The 17684-nt window shown below is 35.0% G+C and carries 22 protein-coding genes; 6 read left to right on the top strand and 16 right to left on the bottom strand.

Annotation, left to right across the window (positions count from 1 at the left end; all coding sequences use genetic code 11):
• Positions 1–56: 56 nt before the first annotated feature.
• The gene (locus DN394_RS01490) at positions 57–656 is read right to left on the bottom strand and encodes a helix-hairpin-helix domain-containing protein (RefSeq protein ID WP_000989940.1); all 600 of its coding nucleotides are present in this window, start codon (positions 654–656) and stop codon (positions 57–59) included.
• 77 nt (positions 657–733) lie between these two features.
• Between DN394_RS01490 and comER the strand changes: the two genes are divergently transcribed.
• Entirely contained in the window at positions 734–1561 is an 828-nt protein-coding gene (gene comER / locus DN394_RS01485) for a late competence protein ComER (protein WP_001020561.1), read from the top strand.
• A gap of 171 nt (positions 1562–1732) precedes the next feature.
• Here comER and DN394_RS01480 read toward each other — a convergent pair whose 3' ends face one another.
• The 8 genes from DN394_RS01480 to DN394_RS01445 all read right to left on the bottom strand — a co-directional run bounded on the left by DN394_RS01480 (position 1733) and on the right by DN394_RS01445 (position 6870).
• Entirely contained in the window at positions 1733–2482 is a 750-nt protein-coding gene (locus DN394_RS01480; protein WP_098208632.1) for a class I SAM-dependent methyltransferase, read from the bottom strand.
• Positions 2479–2835 (bottom strand): ribosome silencing factor, encoded by a 357-nt coding sequence (rsfS, locus tag DN394_RS01475; protein ID WP_000653210.1) that lies wholly within the window; start codon positions 2833–2835, stop codon positions 2479–2481. The genes DN394_RS01480 and rsfS overlap by 4 nt, the downstream gene beginning before the upstream one ends.
• Positions 2832–3401, bottom strand: coding sequence for a bis(5'-nucleosyl)-tetraphosphatase (symmetrical) YqeK (gene yqeK / locus DN394_RS01470; protein ID WP_001078363.1), 570 nt, complete (start codon positions 3399–3401; stop codon positions 2832–2834). The genes rsfS and yqeK overlap by 4 nt, the downstream gene beginning before the upstream one ends.
• A complete protein-coding gene (gene nadD / locus DN394_RS01465; RefSeq protein ID WP_060488253.1) occupies positions 3391–3960 on the bottom strand; it encodes a nicotinate-nucleotide adenylyltransferase in 570 nt (189 codons plus the stop codon). The genes yqeK and nadD overlap by 11 nt, the downstream gene beginning before the upstream one ends.
• 130 nt (positions 3961–4090) lie before the next feature.
• On the bottom strand, positions 4091–4393 hold the full coding sequence (gene yhbY, locus DN394_RS01460; RefSeq protein ID WP_048541496.1) for a ribosome assembly RNA-binding protein YhbY: 303 nt from the start codon (positions 4391–4393) through the stop codon (positions 4091–4093).
• Between the two features lie 5 nt (positions 4394–4398).
• Positions 4399–5232, bottom strand: a complete 834-nt coding sequence (gene aroE / locus DN394_RS01455) for a shikimate dehydrogenase (RefSeq protein ID WP_098085134.1) — start codon at positions 5230–5232, stop codon at positions 4399–4401.
• 15 nt (positions 5233–5247) lie between these two features.
• Complete coding sequence (gene yqeH, locus DN394_RS01450) at positions 5248–6354, bottom strand: ribosome biogenesis GTPase YqeH (RefSeq protein ID WP_097915775.1); 1107 nt, start codon at positions 6352–6354, stop codon at positions 5248–5250.
• 3 nt (positions 6355–6357) lie between these two features.
• Positions 6358–6870, bottom strand: coding sequence for a YqeG family HAD IIIA-type phosphatase (locus DN394_RS01445; protein WP_000765308.1), 513 nt, complete (start codon positions 6868–6870; stop codon positions 6358–6360).
• A gap of 247 nt (positions 6871–7117) precedes the next feature.
• Here DN394_RS01445 and sda point away from each other — a divergent pair, with 247 nt between their 5' ends.
• Positions 7118–7273 carry a sporulation histidine kinase inhibitor Sda gene (sda, locus tag DN394_RS01440; protein WP_000853283.1) on the top strand — a complete coding sequence of 52 codons (156 nt, stop codon included), beginning with the start codon at positions 7118–7120 and terminating at the stop codon, positions 7271–7273.
• Positions 7274–7421: 148 nt separating this feature from the next.
• Here the strand turns inward: sda and DN394_RS01435 are convergent, their stop codons facing one another.
• Both DN394_RS01435 and sigK read right to left on the bottom strand, forming a co-directional pair.
• Positions 7422–8210 (bottom strand): phosphatidylserine decarboxylase, encoded by a 789-nt coding sequence (locus tag DN394_RS01435; protein WP_001255007.1) that lies wholly within the window; start codon positions 8208–8210, stop codon positions 7422–7424.
• A 290-nt stretch (positions 8211–8500) separates the two neighbouring features.
• Entirely contained in the window at positions 8501–9214 is a 714-nt protein-coding gene (gene sigK / locus DN394_RS01430) for an RNA polymerase sporulation sigma factor SigK (RefSeq protein WP_000051382.1), read from the bottom strand.
• Between the two features lie 187 nt (positions 9215–9401).
• Between sigK and DN394_RS01425 the strand changes: the two genes are divergently transcribed.
• Positions 9402–10106 carry a hypothetical protein gene (locus DN394_RS01425; RefSeq protein WP_149293558.1) on the top strand — a complete coding sequence of 235 codons (705 nt, stop codon included), beginning with the start codon at positions 9402–9404 and terminating at the stop codon, positions 10104–10106.
• Positions 10107–10161: 55 nt separating this feature from the next.
• On the opposite strand, the gene DN394_RS01420 is transcribed toward DN394_RS01425, so the two are convergent.
• The 3 genes from DN394_RS01420 to DN394_RS01410 all read right to left on the bottom strand — a co-directional run bounded on the left by DN394_RS01420 (position 10162) and on the right by DN394_RS01410 (position 12666).
• Complete coding sequence (locus DN394_RS01420; protein ID WP_149293557.1) at positions 10162–11658, bottom strand: YcdB/YcdC domain-containing protein; 1497 nt, start codon at positions 11656–11658, stop codon at positions 10162–10164.
• A gap of 90 nt (positions 11659–11748) precedes the next feature.
• Entirely contained in the window at positions 11749–11898 is a 150-nt protein-coding gene (rpmG, locus tag DN394_RS01415) for a 50S ribosomal protein L33 (RefSeq protein ID WP_001265617.1), read from the bottom strand.
• 144 nt (positions 11899–12042) lie between these two features.
• On the bottom strand, positions 12043–12666 hold the full coding sequence (locus DN394_RS01410; protein WP_149293556.1) for a nitroreductase family protein: 624 nt from the start codon (positions 12664–12666) through the stop codon (positions 12043–12045).
• A gap of 352 nt (positions 12667–13018) precedes the next feature.
• Here DN394_RS01410 and DN394_RS01405 point away from each other — a divergent pair, with 352 nt between their 5' ends.
• Positions 13019–13669, top strand: coding sequence for a GTP pyrophosphokinase (locus tag DN394_RS01405; protein ID WP_000456212.1), 651 nt, complete (start codon positions 13019–13021; stop codon positions 13667–13669).
• Positions 13670–13746: 77 nt separating this feature from the next.
• On the opposite strand, the gene DN394_RS01400 is transcribed toward DN394_RS01405, so the two are convergent.
• Entirely contained in the window at positions 13747–14214 is a 468-nt protein-coding gene (locus DN394_RS01400) for a hypothetical protein (RefSeq protein ID WP_001201021.1), read from the bottom strand.
• Positions 14215–14269: 55 nt separating this feature from the next.
• On the bottom strand, positions 14270–15655 hold the full coding sequence (locus DN394_RS01395) for an alkaline phosphatase (protein WP_000714921.1): 1386 nt from the start codon (positions 15653–15655) through the stop codon (positions 14270–14272).
• 261 nt (positions 15656–15916) lie between these two features.
• Between DN394_RS01395 and DN394_RS01390 the strand changes: the two genes are divergently transcribed.
• Positions 15917–16750 carry a GNAT family N-acetyltransferase gene (locus DN394_RS01390; RefSeq protein WP_098085139.1) on the top strand — a complete coding sequence of 278 codons (834 nt, stop codon included), beginning with the start codon at positions 15917–15919 and terminating at the stop codon, positions 16748–16750.
• 15 nt (positions 16751–16765) lie between these two features.
• Positions 16766–17650, top strand: coding sequence for an alpha/beta fold hydrolase (locus DN394_RS01385; protein ID WP_046957582.1), 885 nt, complete (start codon positions 16766–16768; stop codon positions 17648–17650).
• Positions 17651–17684 lie beyond the last annotated feature (34 nt).

Below are 17684 nucleotides of genomic sequence, written 5' to 3'. Positions count from 1 at the left end.
ACCTACTTTTTTGTCTACTTGTAGTGTAGCGAATGAAGAAAAACTTCGTCAATCTTTTACGGAATAATAATTTGATCTTTTATTCTTTCCAATGACTTCACACCGATCCCATCAATCTCCAACAAATCTTCTATTTTCTGAAAAGGACCATGTTCTTCTCGATATTTCAAAATACTTTCTGCTTTCCGAGAACCAATGCCTGTAATTTTTTCAAGTTGTTCTTTAGAAGCTGCATTTATTTGAACTTTCCCCTCCCCCTTTGCAATAGCAGCTACCTCTTGCACTTGTTCGTTTTCATTCGGTACATAAAGGATCATTTGGTCTTGTACCATTTGTGCTAAATTTACCTTCTTCCTATCTGCCTCAGGTAAAAAACCACCTGCCTTTTCAATAGCATCCTTGACCCGGTCCCCTTCTTTCATTTCATACACCCCCTCTTTAACAACAGCCCCTTTCATATCAATTACAATTATTTTTTTCTGCTGCTTTGTATCCGATATTTTCGGTTTACTTTTCTTCTCTAGCTCTTTCGCTTGAACATCCGTTGCAATGACCGTTCGCTCTGTATGCTGGTTCGTTTTCCAAAAAAGAAGAAAAAGTACAGTTCCAATAATAGCTACTAATCCTAACCATTTCTTTGGAAAATCCCACATCATTTTACACCTCTAATCATAAATTTATAACATCATTCATATTGTTTAGGAGAAAGCTGTTACGAAGGAGGGATGAAACATTGAACATAGGAATTATAGGGACAGGGAACATGGGGAATATACTAATCGACGCATTTTTAGAAACCCGTGCTGTCAAACCTTCGTGCCTTACAATGATTAATCGAACGCCCGCCAAAGCATATCATATAAAGGAAAAACACCCTTCTGTTCATATAGCCAAAACTATCGATGAGGTAATCGAACGATCACATCTTATTTTTATTTGCGTAAAGCCGATAGATATATACCCGATCCTACAAAAATACGCTGAACATTTTTCTGATGAAAAGTGCTTAGTTTCTATCACAAGTCCAATATCTCCGTCACAATTAGAGACGCTTGTACCTTGCCACATTGCACGTATCATTCCTAGCATTACAAACCGCGCCCTGTCTGGCGCATCACTATTTACATTTGGAAGTAAATGCTCTGAAGAGTGGCAACAAAAGCTATTTCGCCTATTCAAAAACATTTCTACTCCTCTTATGATAGAAGAAGATATAACGCGCGTTTCATCTGATATAGCAAGCTGCGGCCCTGCATTCTTTAGTTATTTATTACAATGTTTCATTAACGCTGCTGTAGATAAAACAAATATTACACATGAAGAAGCCACTACTTTAGTAAGTGAAATGGTCGTTGGAATGGGGAAACTACTTGAAAAAGAGATTTTCACATTGCCTACTTTACAAGAAAAAGTATGTGTTAAAGGCGGCGTTACAGGAGAAGGCATTCGTGTTTTAGAAGAACATGTTGGGGATATGTTTCATAAATTAATTGAGCGGACACACGAGAAATTTGATGAAGATTTAAAATGCGTCGATCAGCAATTCAATAAACACACATAATAAATACGTCATCGTCATTCCAAATCCTTTTTATAAATACTTACTTTTTTACATTACATTTTCACTTAAACTAGTATTTTCACACTTCACGTATATCATCTTCTTATTATGCTAGAACTAAAATTACAACTTCTTTACAAAACAAAAGCAACCTTCTCGGTTGCTTTTGTTTTATCCGTTTTTCTTCGCCATGAAGAAAATACGCTCTGTTTGTTCTGTAACTTCAAGTCGCTCAAAATCACCAGTGACGCGAAGCACGGTAAAACCAGCTTCTTCAAGCCATTTCGTTAACTCTTCGACCTGATATGCACGTTGCACGTGACATTCGTCAAAACGATGGTACACATCTTCTTCTGGGTCTTGAACAAAGAATGTTAAATCATGTTCTACACTATTTGCTTCTTCACCAGGGAAGCAATTCCAAATAAGAGATATTTCTTCTCCATTCACTGTGTATGTTTCATTTTGAAATACATGATGTATTTTATATAAAGAATGTACATCAAATAAAAACAAACCATCTTGACGTAAATGGTGAAACACTCTTCGAAATGTTTCTTGCACTCCATCTTCTTGCAATACATAGTTTAATGAATCACAAAAGATCGTTACACAGTCAAACTCACCTGGAACGTCAAGCTCTCGCATGTCTTGTTGGTAAAAAGGAATAAAGTATCCTTCTCCGCCCAGTTTTTGCTGAGCGACCGTTAACATCTCTTCTGAAAGATCGACACCGATTAAATCGTAACCCTTTTGTACAAGCGGAAGTGTTACATTACCAGTACCGCATGCTACATCAAGAATCTTCGCCTCTTTCATATCCGCTTGCTGTAAACTTTCCTCTGTGAATTCCACCCATTTATCATAAGGAACATCATTCATTAGTTCGTCGTACAACAAAGCAAATTGTTCGTATTTCATTGGTCTAGCTCGTCTGTAATATCCTCACGTGGCACATCGCCCCAAAGACGCTCTAAATTATAGTGATTACGCTCATCTTTATGGAATACATGAGCAACTACATCTCCAAGGTCAACTAGTACCCAGCGTGCTTCGTCAAAACCTTCCATACGTTGTACGTCGATTTGGAACTCATGTGCTTTTGATTTAATTTCACGCGCAATTGCTTGCACTTGCTTATCTGAGTTACCGTGACAAATAATGAAATAATCTGCAATTGGTGAAATACCTTGCATATTTAGGACAACCATATCTTCTGCTCTCTTATCATCAGCTGCTTTTGCTGCTAATACTAATAACTCTTTATCTTTCATTTACTAATTTCCTCCTTGATAACTGCGTTGTATGTTTGGAATGTTAATGGATAAATCGTTTGATTTTTTTCCATTAAAAATTGAATTGTTCGCTTTAACGCAAATAATAAAGCTTGATTTATATCCGTATATGCGAGTTTACGAGCTTCCTCCACCCCTGGAAACTTTCGCCCAGGCTCAATGTAATCAGCTACATAAATTACTTTATCTAACATCGTCATTTTCTCATGACCACTTGTATGATATGTAATAGCTTGCAGGATTTCAGGATCCGTAATGCCTACTTCTTTTTCTACTAAGTATGCCCCAACAGGTGCATGCCATAACTCTTTGTTATAACAAAGTAAATCTTTCGGCAAATCTTCACTTTTAATAATCTCTTCCATCTCAGAAATCGCTCTACACTTCGCATAATCATGGAATATAGCTGCAACTTCAGCCTTTTTTTCATCCACACCGTATAACTTAGCAAGTTCAATTGCTGTCTCCATTACACCTATTGTGTGTATATAACGTTTTTCATGCATTTGTTGTTTGACAATATGAAGTGCTTTCTCACGATTCATACAACCCATTCCTCTCGATATACACTTGTACTTTTTCGGGAAGTAAATATTTACATGTTCTCTTCTCTTTATATCTCTCACGCAATAAAGATGAAGAAACTGCAAACTCCGGAATTTCCACAGTGGTGATAGGATAAGGCGTACGCAATGTATAACCAGGTCTTGCAACCCCAACAAACGTCACAAGATCGAGTAACGCTTCAATGTTATACCACTTCGGTAAATACTCAACCATATCTCCACCAATAATAAAGTGAAACTGCACATCCGGATACTTCTTCGTCAATTGTAACATAGTGTCATACGTATAAGATGGGCCCTTTCTGCTTAGCTCTTCTAAACAAATAGAAAAATGTTCCTCCGCCTCAGTCGCAAACTCTAACATTTGTAAGCGATTTTCTACACTTGTAATATTCCGTCCTTGTTTATGCGGTGGAATTTGGTTCGGTAAGAACCATACTTCTTCTAAATTCAAAGCGTGATATACTTCATTTGCAATTAGCAAATGCCCATAATGTGGCGGATCAAATGTACCGCCAATGATGCCAATTTTTCTCAAAAGAAACGCCCCTTCCTTTTACCTACAGCAACTCTCTTCATTCCTATCCGAAGAGAGTTCACTGTTAATAAAAGTTCAATTGGTTTCGCTCTCTACATCATTACGCACTAACGATAAAAAATAGCATATGCTAGTCTTTTGATCGCGGAAGTTTAATTTGTTTATTTTCTCTAGATTCTTTGTATAAAACGATTGTACTTCCAATTACTTGAACGATTTCAGCACGTGCGCCTTTTGCAAGTTCTTCTGCAACTTCACGACGATCGAATTCACAGTTTTGTAGCACACTTACTTTAAATAGTTCACGAACTTCTAAAGTATCTGCGATTTGTTTAATCATATTTTCATTTACTCCGCCTTTTCCTACTTGAAAAATTGGTGTTAAATGATGTGCTTGTGCACGTAAAAATCTTTTTTGTTTTCCTGTTAACATATATGTTAGCCTCCAAGCTTTCTTATAACTAATTGTTTCATTCTATCGATATTCGGTACACGCCCTGTCCACATTTCAAATGCAAGTGCACCTTGATAAACAAACATATCAATACCATTTTGAATCATTGCACCTTGCTCTTTTGCCTCACATAAAATTTTCGTTTCAAATGGATTATAAATTATATCTGATACAATCGTCCCTTTTTTTAACGAAGAAATTTGTAATGGCGTATATTCGACGCGTGGATACATACCTATTGTTGTCGTCTGAATGATAATATCATAATTTCCTTGTTCTTCTGTTGCTTTTTCTAGCGATAAAGCAACAGAATTAACAGTAGCCGTACATGCAGCAATAAGTTCTTTCGCCTTATCTGCTGTACGATTAGCTACATCAATCTCTTTCACACCTACATCAGCAAGAGAAAAATAAATAGCTCGACTAGCACCACCTGCGCCAAGCAATAAAATACGTTTCTCCTGAAGTGGTTCACTACTAATTGACTGCAGCGCTCGGACAAAACCAATTCCATCTGTATTGTAGCCAATCAATTTCCCATCCTTATGAACCACTGTATTTACTGCACCAATTTGTTTTGCTAGCGGGTCAATCTCATCCAAATAATCCATAATAGCAACTTTGTGCGGCGTTGTTACATTAAATCCTGAAATACCTAATGCTTTTAAACCTCTTACTGCTTCCCCTAGCACTTCCTCTTTAACAAGAAATGCATGATAATGGGCATCCATATTCAAGTGTTCAAACGCATCGTTATGCATAACTGGCGATAATGAATGTCCAATTGGATTTCCGATTACACCATATAATTGTTTCATAAATCCCTCTCCATATTAAATTAAAGATTTACGTAGCGAAACACTTACTCCTTTTGGTACGTGTGCAACAATTTTTGCTCCCGGTTCGTTCACAGTAACCCATCCTAATCCAGAGAATACAATATCCGTTTTTGGTTCACGAATATTAAATTCGTATTTCACTAACTCCGGCATATTTTCTAATTCTTCTGGTGTTGGCGGGCTTAGTAAATCCCCAGCATGATTTTTATACAATTCATCTGCTTTCTCAAGCTTTGTACGATGGATTGTTAAACGATTCGAGAAGTGACAAGTAAATGCACGACGACCACCACTTACATAATCAAAACGTGCCAATCCACTGAAGAATAGTGTTTGTTCTTCATTTAATTGGAACACCATTGGCTTAATTTCTTTTGTTGGTGTAATAAGCTTTAAGCTTTCTTTTCCAACATAATGAGCCATTTGATGGTGGTTAATAATACCTGGCGTATCATATAAAGAAGATTCTTCGTCTAACGGAATATCAATTAAATCAAGTGTTGTTCCTGGGAAATGAGATGTTGTAATTACATTTTCAGTCTCATCACTAAATTCTTTAATCATACGATTAATAAATGTTGATTTTCCTACATTCGTACATCCAACAACGTAAACATCTTTTCCGCCGCGGTAATACTCAATAGCATCTGCCAACTCAGCAATCCCTTGTCCCTTTGCTGCACTAATTAAAAAGACATCTTCTGGCTTTAATCCTAGCTGCTTTGCACTATAGCGCATCCAATGCTTTACTTTATCATGTTTTACTGACTTAGGAATTAAATCAGCTTTATTTCCAACAAGTAATACTTTATTATTTCCCACGAAACGATGTAGGCCAGGTAACCAGCTACCATTAAAATCAAAAATATCTACAATTTTAACTACTAACGCATCCGATTTTCCAATTCCATTTAGAATACGTAGGAAGTCATCATCTGTTAATGATACATCTTGAATTTCGTTATAATGTTTCAAGCGAAAACAGCGTTGACAAATTACTTGTTCTTTCTCTAAAGATGAGGTAGGAGCATATCCCACTTCGTTTTTATCTTCTGTTTGAATTTCTACACCGCAACCAATACATTTAATTGTTTCAGTCAAACTTTATTCCTCCCAGTTAATTAAACCTTTTTTCTTCATATTTCTCATAATTCTTCGTTCAATTTTTCGATTAAAGCGCGTTACTAATCCGTCCGTTTGTGCTACCGGTACAACTAAAATTGTATGAAGTCCCACTCGGTTTCCACCTAAAACATCCGTTAGTAACTGATCTCCAATTACTACAACTTCATCTGGTTGCAGGTGCATCTCTTGTATCGCACGCTTAAACGCGCGAACAAATGGTTTACGCGCACTATGAATAAATGGAATACCTAATGGATCAGCAAAGTCTTTCACACGTTGCTCATTATTATTTGAAACGACCGTTACTTGAATACCTTGCTCTTTCATTTTCAAAAACCATTCTTCAAGTTGTGGCGTTGCATTTGGACGATCCCATTCAATTAACGTGTTATCTAAATCAGTAATGACACCTTTAATTCCACGTTTTTTCAAATCTTCTGGTTGAACATGATATACATTTTTCACATATTCATTTGGTAAAAATAGCTTCAATTTCTTTCACCTCTTTGAGGAGTTTTCATAAAAATTTTTCGACAACATATTTCGATATATGACCTGTGGATAAAATTGTACACATTTTCCACATTAATTTTTCAGTCAATTCGGAATTTACTAACAATCTATACACATTTTATCCACCTAGGTATGTGGATAACCACTCGTTTGTGACTGTCATATTTTTTTGGTACATTAAATGCAACAACGAATCAATCCTTAAATTATTAGGAGGTGACTCACCTTGAAAACAAAATATATGGAACAGTTGTCTACTGAGTTACTCACTGAGTCTTATTATAAAGCAAAAGAACTAAAATTAAATCCCGACTTCATTTTACTTATAAAACAAGAAATGATTAGACGCTCATTAGAGGACAAGCTTGTCAAATCGTCTTGATTACATATAAAGTGAAATTTTAATGAGCTAACTTGTAAAAAGAGCCATCCTGCGATGGCTCTCGAATAAACAAGTACTCCCATCTAGGGAATTTCATCATTAAGCATCTTTGTCCATAACTCTTGCTTACAGTTATAAAATGTTTTCTTTACTTATGAGCCGAACGAGTAGCAATTTTTTCACCAAGACGAAGCTCTTGTCCACTCTTCAATTCCTGCACTACTTCTATCATATCTTTTTCAAACAATAACACAACTGTTGAGCCAAATGTAAAGTATGCCATTTCTTCACCTTTTTGAACAGTGTCTCTTTCATGCAACAGCTCAATACTATTAACAAACATAGCTCCTACTTTTACAAGTGCCATATGTTCACCGTCACTATTTACTTCTGTAACAGAGCGATAATTTTTTGACAATGGCTCTTTCCCATATTCCATACCAGCTGCATTTACCGGATATGACTTTCTACCAAGTACAAACCTTTCAGTCACAGAACCAGAAAGCGGACTATGAATACGATGATAATGACTTGGGCTTAAATAAATAACCATGTATGTACCACCTGCATATCGCTTTGCACGTTCTTCATTACCTAGCATATCCACGATTGAATAACGCTTACCTTTAATATCAAATGTTTTTGTGTCCTCAATAGGACCGTGATCAGCAAAAACACCATCAACAGGACTAACGATACTCGATGCATCTGTATCAACACTACGCTTTCCTTCTTTTAGCTTACGCGTAAATAATTCATGCAATGTTCTATATTCCTTCAAACCCTTTTCCATCTCATCTTGGTTAATTTGAAAAACTTTCGCATACGATGGAATAATGATAGAGCTCAAACGAGATTGTGCAAATTTACGTAATATATAAGAAGTAAAACGACCATTTGTAAGTTCGATCATAAGTCGATATAATGTACGTCGCAAATTGCGAAACCTCCTAATCAGTCTATAACTTTAGCTTCCCCTTCTTTTCCTTCTATATCATATGTAAAATTGGTTCTTATTCCCACATATCATATAGAACTGTTTCATTATACATGCGGAAAACTAAGTATGGTATTATTCTTAAATTGTTTAGCACCCTCTAATATTACAGATAGAATCCGTCATTTTCAACAGTGAACATAGATTTCTTCTGAACACAACTCTTTTTCTTTCCTTATTTACAAAAAGAAAAGCAGCCCATTTTAAAATATGGCTGCTTGCAATGTACATTATTCTTTCGCTTTTTTCTCTTTCTCAGCTCTTACAAATTCATGGAACATTTTCATTAAAGCGCGCTTTTCAATTCTTGATACGTAGCTTCTGGAAATGCCAAGTGCCTTCGCAATCTCTCGTTGCGTTTTCTCCTTATCAAGCCCCAGTCCAAAACGCTTCACGATTACTTCTTTCTCTCGTTCGTCTAAAATATCGATATACTCTTTAATCTTTTCTAACTCCATACTAAGCTGAATCATATCAATTACATCTTCAGACTCTGATTTTAATATATCGATAAGCGATATTTCATTCCCCTCTTTATCTTGCCCGATTGGATCATGAAGTGAAACGTCTTTTTTCGTTTTTTTCAGTACACGTAAATGCATTAAAATTTCATTTTCAATACATCGTGCTGCATACGTCGCAAGTTTTGTGCCTTTTCCTGCCGAATAGCTCTCGATCGCTTTAATGAGCCCAATTGTACCAATTGAAATTAAATCTTCTGCATCTTCCCCTGTGTTTTCAAATTTTTTAACGATATGAGCTACAAGCCGTAAATTATGTTCAATTAACAGATTTCTCGCTTGAGCATCACCTTGCTCCATTAACTCTAAGTACTTTCTCTCATCGTCTGATGATAACGGCTGCGGAAACGCATTATTCTTCACATAAGAAACAAAGACAAACACTTCTCGAACCATATATCCAATTGCGGCGAATAGACTCAAACCTTTCACCTCCGCCAAAATAGTGGTCTTTACTATGTGTATGTGGGCGTGAGGTTATTTGTGTCTGTACGATATAAATATGGAATCCTTAGCTTTTTGTCGAGCGAAATACGTCTTTCATACCTTGAATAAATTTTCCAATGTATTATAATATGTAAGATTCCAAAATTTTGAAAGAGGTGTTTTCATGCGATACGCTACATCACAAATCAGAAACCTTGTAATACTCACATCATCATTTTTCTTACTTTCAGCTTGCGGACAACAAACGTCTCCTACAAAAACTGAAGCTACTAAACAAGATACTGCCGTATCAAAAGACAGTACAAAAACTGAAGATAGCCAAAAAACTGAAGACAGTGCAAAAGCTGAGAACAACGCAAAAACCGAGAACAACGTAAAAACTGAGAACAACACAAAAGCTGAGAACAACACAAAAGCTGAGAACAACACAACAACTAAAAACAACGTAAAAGCTGAGAACAACACAACAACTAAAAACAACACAAAAACTGATGACAACACAACAACTAAAAACAACGCAAAAACTGAGAACAACACAAAACCTGAAGCAGAATCTAAAAACACACAAAAAGAGCAACAACCAGCTAAGCAACCAAATAAACAAACTGATACTATTACATTTACAAGTGAAGATGCTATAAAAGTTCTAGAAAAAAGAATGGGAGCTCGCTCAAATGAAATTCGTTACGGCTCCAGCGAAGACAAACTAATTGGCACAATAAACGGCATTAAGCTATACGACGTATTATACGGACGCGAATCTGCTGAGAACTCTCGTGCGCTAAATTTTGCAGTGGGATCTGATGGAAACCTATATGATTGGTCAAAAGCTCAAGATGGTATTCTTCAACCACTTAACAGCAATTAATAAATGATTCTAAGAACATAGTAAAAGCCAATCGATACGTATCGATTGGCTTTTACTAATACTCACTCCAAATTTTCTCCCCGGTATGCGCATCAATATAACGAATTTCTCGACTACAGCCAGAGGGTTCTTTATGATTTTCATCTGTTGTTTGTTTATATAATAATTTATATACTGTTCCTTCTGCATCATTATCTATGTCCCATTCTAAATTAACTCGGATGGCCTCTTTGTATATTTGTAATGCTTTTTCTTTTGTTACTTTTGGTGTTGTTTCATATGTAAGCAATTCTTTTATAAAGTTGCTAGACTCTCCAGAGTAGTGCATCACAGTACCATTTTCTGTATTGATATTGACCATAAATTGGTTATACTCTGCCGGAATATCATTTATATATACAGAAAAGATAAATCTTTCAATCCCACCTTCTGCTTCTTCACGTTCCTCCCAAAGACGCAGATATTGTGTGATATCTGGAATAACTCGTTCTAAAAATTGAAGTGCTTTTTGTAAACATTCCTCTCTAGACAGTATTTGCTTTACTTCTTTATCATCTGTCAGTTTTATAAAACTAGTTAATTCATTGGTTAATTTATCAATTGTAACGCTAACTAAATTATTATATTTCAACATCGGTAAATGCTTTTTAAAGAATTCATTCATTAAATATGGATTCTTTTCTTTTTTCTGTTTTTGCAATGCCTCTTTCGGAACAAATTTCATCCTTATTTCATTATCATTTTCCGTCTCATCTACTTTTGTAAAACTTTCTTTATCCCAGTCAAATAATTCGAATATGTCATCTTTCTGGCTACCTTTTTTTATTTTTTCAACAGCTACTGTTGGCGGTAATTTATAGTGTTCTGGCCCATATAAATCTTCTCCCGTACTTGCATCAATAGATGCATGACTAGGTTCTGGTTCATATACAAGATGATACCCTTTTATTTCCTCACCATTTTCATATTTAAATGAAGAGTATGTTAAATCTACAAATACAAGTCTCATATCTTGTCTAGCTTTCAAATTTTCTAAAACGACGTTCTTCTCAACAATTTCACTTGGCCATAACGGTTTTTTCTCTATAGCTTTTTGTCCATTACAACCGAAATTCACAACATTCCCTGAAGAGTGAACTTGCACAACATATCCTGTATTTGGCAATGGATAGCCATTGACTTCTTGCATATAATTTACTTTTTTCCAACCGCGCCAATCATCCTTAACAGTTACATATGTATAAAATTCATATCCTTCTTTTGTATATTTGTTTAAGAATGTATTTGCAATCTCTCTTGCTTTTTTCTCCTCTATCACTTCCTTACCACTCGAAACAGCATTTTTCTCCGCTATCCTAAATTCAATTAAATTACCAGTATGTCTATTCAGCGTAATTTGTATCGTTCTCTCCTCATCGTCTTTATGTTCCCACCATAATAGATGATATGGGTCATCCACACCTTCTTGATCATCTACGACAAGCCTATAATCATCTGGAATATCAATCATATGAACCACTTGCTCTTTTCTTTCTTTATCTTTTTGATTCATCATACCTCTCCTTCATTACAATTTAAGGTAATTATAACAAATAAAACTAAATGGCTATAAACAAAAAAGACTAGAGATATCTCTAGTCTTCTACTTCGTCTCACGATGTAGCGTTACTCGCTTTAATCGTGGACAATATTTTTTTAGTTCGATGCGCTCTGGATTGTTTCGTTTATTTTTTTTAGAAATATAATTACGATCACCGCACTCTGTACAAGCTAATGTAATATTTACACGCATATGTAATTCTCCTTTCTTTCAAAGATCGCAAACTAAAACGTAATGATTACGATTTATATGTTATATAACTTTATTCTATTTGTCAATTACAAAACAAAAGGGATCTAAATAGAACCCTTTTGTTTAAATAATCTATACCTTATATTAAAATGTTTCGTATGTAACAAACTCACTAATCGGCTTTCGATATCCTCGTGGGCGAATTTTAGTAGTATCACTTTTTCCTATCGTAATCATTAAAACAGGTACTACATGCTCCGGCATATTTAATTCACTTTGTACTGCTTTTTCATCGAAACCAATCATTGGACACGTATCATAGCCATAATATTTAGCTGCGTACATAAAAGTCATCGCGCTTAACGAAGCATTTCTAATCGCTTCCTCTTCCATGAAGCGTTCTCCTTTTCCTTCATATAACCCTTGCGTTTGCCTAATTGTATCTTTATATTCACATTCATCAATTATCTTTAAAACCTTCATACCGAAATAAATATTTTCGACATTTTGGTATGCTCTCTTATCACCACAAACAAGTATTACCGCAGATGCACTCGATACTTTATATTGTCCGAAAGCTAACTCTTTTAATCTTTCTTTTCGCTCTTGATCACGAATTACAACATAATGTGTATGTTGCAAATTGTAACAAGATGGCGAAAGCTTTGTTAGCTCAAATATTTTTTTAAAATCCTCATCAGGAATTTCTATTCCTTGTACAAATTTCATTGCGGAACGTCTGGCAATTGCTAATTCTTCAAAGTTCACCGTATAGCCTCCTTAATAACCGTAAATTCAAATATACATTAATTTATACAATTGAATAAATCAAATAAAAACACTTTAAATTATGGATAATAATGATGATTTACAAAAAAAAGACAAAAATCTGAAACAATTAGTTCATACGAAATTCACACGAATCTATTACTATAAGAATTGTACATAGTGAATTTATTAACAATCACGTTTATTCATATAGAATCTTACTCGAAAGGAGTTGAAAGTATGAAAACTAAATATCGTTTTATGATCTCCTCATTTGCTGCTTGCGCTTATATGCTTTGGTATTTAGTATAATAACAACCTCACTTGTAAATAGGAAAAGGTGTGTATATAAATGGAATATAATCAATCAACAGTTAACTACTGGAAAGCTTTTGTACTACCGTATACATTTGCTTTAGAAGAGTTAAAAACTAAATTTGAAATTATGAACCGGGAAGCTCAATTTTTAGAGGATTACAACCCGTTTGAACATATAAAAACAAGATTAAAACAACCTGAAAGTATTATTAAAAAGCTTGAACGTAAAAATTTATTACCGACAGTTGAGAATGCGCAAACACATTTACAAGATATCATCGGCATTCGTATTACATGTTGCTTCGTAGAAGATATTTATCATTTAAAAGAAGTCATTCAAAAACGTGAGGATATGGAAATCATAGAAGTAAAAGATTATATCGCTAATCCAAAGGGAAACGGATATAAAAGTTTACACATGATCATTAAGTATCCTTTATCACTGAATTCTGGTACAAAAGATGTATTTGCAGAAATCCAGTTACGTACACTTGCTATGGACTTTTGGGCAAGTTTAGAACATAAACTTTATTATAAATATGAGGGGAAAATACCTGAGTATTTAAAAGATGAACTACATGATGCAGCAATGAAAGCTGAAGATCTTGATAATAAAATGGCAACAATTCGTCAAGATATTGATGATATCGAAGCATGTTCGAATCAAATTCTGTTACCACTATAAAAAAAGGTTCTCTCCAATGAGAACCTTTTTTATTTCGCTATTTACGGGCAGTAAGGCTCTCCGATTAAAGGTTCACGTTATTTTTTCCCTATCGTGCGAACTTCTTCAATTTTCCAGCCATCCTCTTCTTTTCCAAGTGCATACTGTACTTTCTTCTGAAGAGTGACCTCTCCCTCTATTTCCTTTTCCTTTGTTTCAACTACAACATACCCTGCTTTACTAGCGTTCATGTCTATATGTTCCAATTCAATTTTCTTATTTCCCTTTTGAAAAGCGGCTTCTTTTTGTGTTTTTAAATCTTCAGCACTAGGCATCTTCTTTGAAAATAACTCCATATGTTCAGCAAGATTTTTTTCATTTGTCGTTCGTACAAATTTCTCCATAACATCTTGAATCGATTTCTCTTCTTCTTTCGTTATTTGTACCTTCTCCTCAATTTTTTTAGTAGTAGATTTTTGTTCTATATGATTCTCCTTGGATTGACATCCAACTAGCAATACTACACCTATTAGAAGGGATCCTATCCCTCTGAAAAAAGCCCTCATCTTTCCCATCTCCTAAAAAGAAAAGTGAGGCATTTCGCCCCACTTTTCTTGATAATTAGCGTCTTCCTTTATTCGGATCGCCACCGCCAACAATATCAAAGACACGTTTAGCGATATTTGTATTCTCTTGAACGCCAGAGAACAAGTATTTACCAGGGCCAAATGCATATACATTTACATCTTCCCCCGTATGTCCACCTGTCGTCCATCCTGTAACCGAACGCTTATTGAAAATATCCTCAATCGCATTATCAATCTTTGTTACATCTTTTGAAGGAGCAATATCATTTACCGCTTTAATTTCTTCTGGTGTTAATTGTAAATCAATATATTTTTTCAATGTCTCTTCTACATTTGCACCTTTTGCAATCTCATTTGCCATGAAGTCTGGTGTGCGTTTTGCAGCTTTAATTGGATCTACTTTAAAGTTATACTCACCATTCGCACCTAAAGATAATCCGCCAGTAGCGTGGTCTGCCGTTGCAACGACTAACGTATTTTTATCTTTTTTCGCAAACTCAATCGCTGCTTTAAATGCTTTTTCAAAGTCTTCCATTTCACTCATTGCACCTACGATATCATTATCGTGTCCAGCCCAGTCGATTTGACTTCCTTCAACCATTAAGAAGAAACCATTTTTATTTTTGTTCAAACGCTCAATTGCTGCATTTGTCATTTCTTCTAATGAAGGTGTCTTCTCATTACGGTCAATCATTTTATCTAAACCGCCTGGTGCAAATAAACCTAAAATTTGATCGTTTTTATCATTTAACAATTGATCTCGATCTGTTACGTAGCTATAACCAGATTTCTTAAACTCTTCTGTAAGATTACGATCTTTTCTAACAAAGTTTTTTACGCCGCCGCCAAGCATAACATCTACTTTATGCTTCCCTTTAATTTTTTCATCAAAATAATCATTTGCAATTGCATCCATATTTTTACGACTAATGTCATGCGCACCGAAAGCAGCTGGTGTTGCATGTGTAATTTCAGAAGTAGCAACTAATCCTGTTGATTTCCCTTTTTCTTTCGCTTGTTCAAGAACAGTTTTCACTTCTGCTTTATCATTATCAACTGCAATTGCCGCATTATATGTTTTAATTCCCGCTGACATAGCTGTTGCTGCTGATGCAGAGTCTGTGATATTTTCATGTTCATCTTCCGGATATGTTTTTTGTGTTCCTACAAGATGCTTATCAAACTCTGTAGATTCCATCTCGAATGTTTTTGGATTATCTTTCATATAACGATGAGCCGTCATGTATGAAGGTCCCATACCATCCCCAATTAATACAATGACATTTTTAATCTTTGCATTGCTTCCGCTCTCATCTGCATTAACCTCACTAGAACGAGTAAAATTCCATGTTGCTACCGAAGTAACAGCTAACGACGCCACAACTGCAAATGGCCATGCTTTTTTCACAAACTTTTTCACTATATTGTCCCCCTAATTAGGTTATTCATTTCCCACTATCAAATTTAATAGAAGACTATTAAGAGAAAATTAGTTATATGTAAATTTTTTGTTAACTTATGTAAATATCAGTTATAATTTGTATAAGTTTGTCTGTTCGTATCAACATTCTTCGCCTTTACAATCCAAATACAAACAAGTTGGATTTCATTTAATGTAAATCTCTTATTTAACATTTTCAATCTACTTTTATGAAAATTAATAGAAATGTGGGGAGTATTTATGAAAACAATAAAGCTAGATGAATCTTTTATTTTTGATTTACTCGACCTTTGCAAAGCTATTGGATGGTTACAAGATAAAGCATTTATGAAAAAGCAATTCGAAATGTATCTTTCTCTCGGCACACTTATTGGTTATATGCATGAAAATAAACTGATTGCAGCTGGAGGAGTATTTCCTTTTAAAGATAGTTTTTCTACTATTGGCATGTTAATCGTTCATCCTAATTTTCAAGGCCGAGGCATCGGGCGTATTTTGCTAAATCGTTGCTTAGAACACACTCTCCCAAAACAACCAATTGCACTTCTTGCAACAAAAGCTGGCGAGCCTCTTTATACATCATGCGGATTTAAAACAGTAACAACGATTCATCGTTTTGAGAAACAAACTACTAAAACACATATTACTCATACGCAACAAGTGAAAGAACAAGATCTTGTCTCACTTATTTCTCTCGATCAAATTACAACTGGTGCTAATCGTTCCTTACTTTACTCATCGCTATTCCCAAGAACTAGCCACTCTTTTAAAATTGAGAGAAATAACTGTATAGAAGCTTTTTCCTTATGTATACAAAAAGGAAATATATTATGCGTCAATCCACTTATCGCAAAGCAAGAGAAGGATGCTATTCAATTATTCAAGAAAATCTGCGAGTGTTGGAGTGGCACAGTAAGGATTGATGTCCCACATTCACAATTTTCATTTCGTAAATTTCTTCAAACAGAAAATTTCCAAGAAACGCTTCTTTCACCTCTTATGATGAAAAATGGTAGCCAAATTCCTGGAAATCGTAATATGCTATTTGCTATGATAGACACAGCGTTATGTTAGAAAGGGGACACCTAATTGAAGCGATTTAGCTATTTTATGGTAGGTTGTCTTACTCTTACACTATTAGTAGGATGTAGTGCAGCAGAAAAACCAGTAGAGCAAGTAAAACAAGTGAAAAATACACTTACAGCGAAACTAGCTACCGAGGAAAAAATGGTAGAAATAGATGGTCAAACCATTTACTTTAAAAAGATTGGTAATGAAAAACCACCTTTACTTATGATCCATGGATTTGGAGGATCGTCAGATGGTTTTCAAAAGATTTACTCAGACTTAGCAAAAGATCATACAATTATTTCTGTAGATGCTTTAGGATTCGGGCGCTCATCTAAGCCGATGGATTTTTATTATTCTTTCCCCACCCATGCAAATTTGTATTATAAATTAATGAAAAAACTAGGTTATGATTCGTTTGCAATACTAGGACACTCAATGGGCGGAGAAATTTCTCTTAATTTAACCTATTTATATCCTGAAGCCGTTACCCACCTTATTTTAACTGATGCTACAGGAGGTCCTCATACATTTGTTAATAAACAAGGTTCACCAAAACCACAGTTGTCGACTGATTTAAATACTGTTTCTACTATTGCAGATTATGATGAAAACAAAGTTAAATCCAAGCGTAATGATGAAGAGCATTACAATAAAATGAAATTATGGCCTAGACGTCTTCAAATCAATGCAAATGAAATTAAACAACCAACCTTAATTATATGGGGAAGAAATGATAGTAGCGTTTCTTGGAAAGAAGGAGAAACGTATCATCAATTCTTAAAAAATAGTACTTTCCATATTATCGAAAAAGGTTATCATGCACCATTTCGTCAAGAACCACAAGAATTTGTAGGTTATGTAAAAGAATTCTTTAAGAACAATCCAATAAAAGTTGAAAAATAACATAAGCGGGTATCTCATTTTGAGATACCCGCTT

The sequence above is a fragment of the Bacillus sp. BB081 genome (assembly GCF_008368895.1).
Taxonomy (GTDB): domain Bacteria; phylum Bacillota; class Bacilli; order Bacillales; family Bacillaceae_G; genus Bacillus_A; species Bacillus_A wiedmannii.
This window is presented reverse-complemented; position numbering and strand designations above follow the sequence as displayed.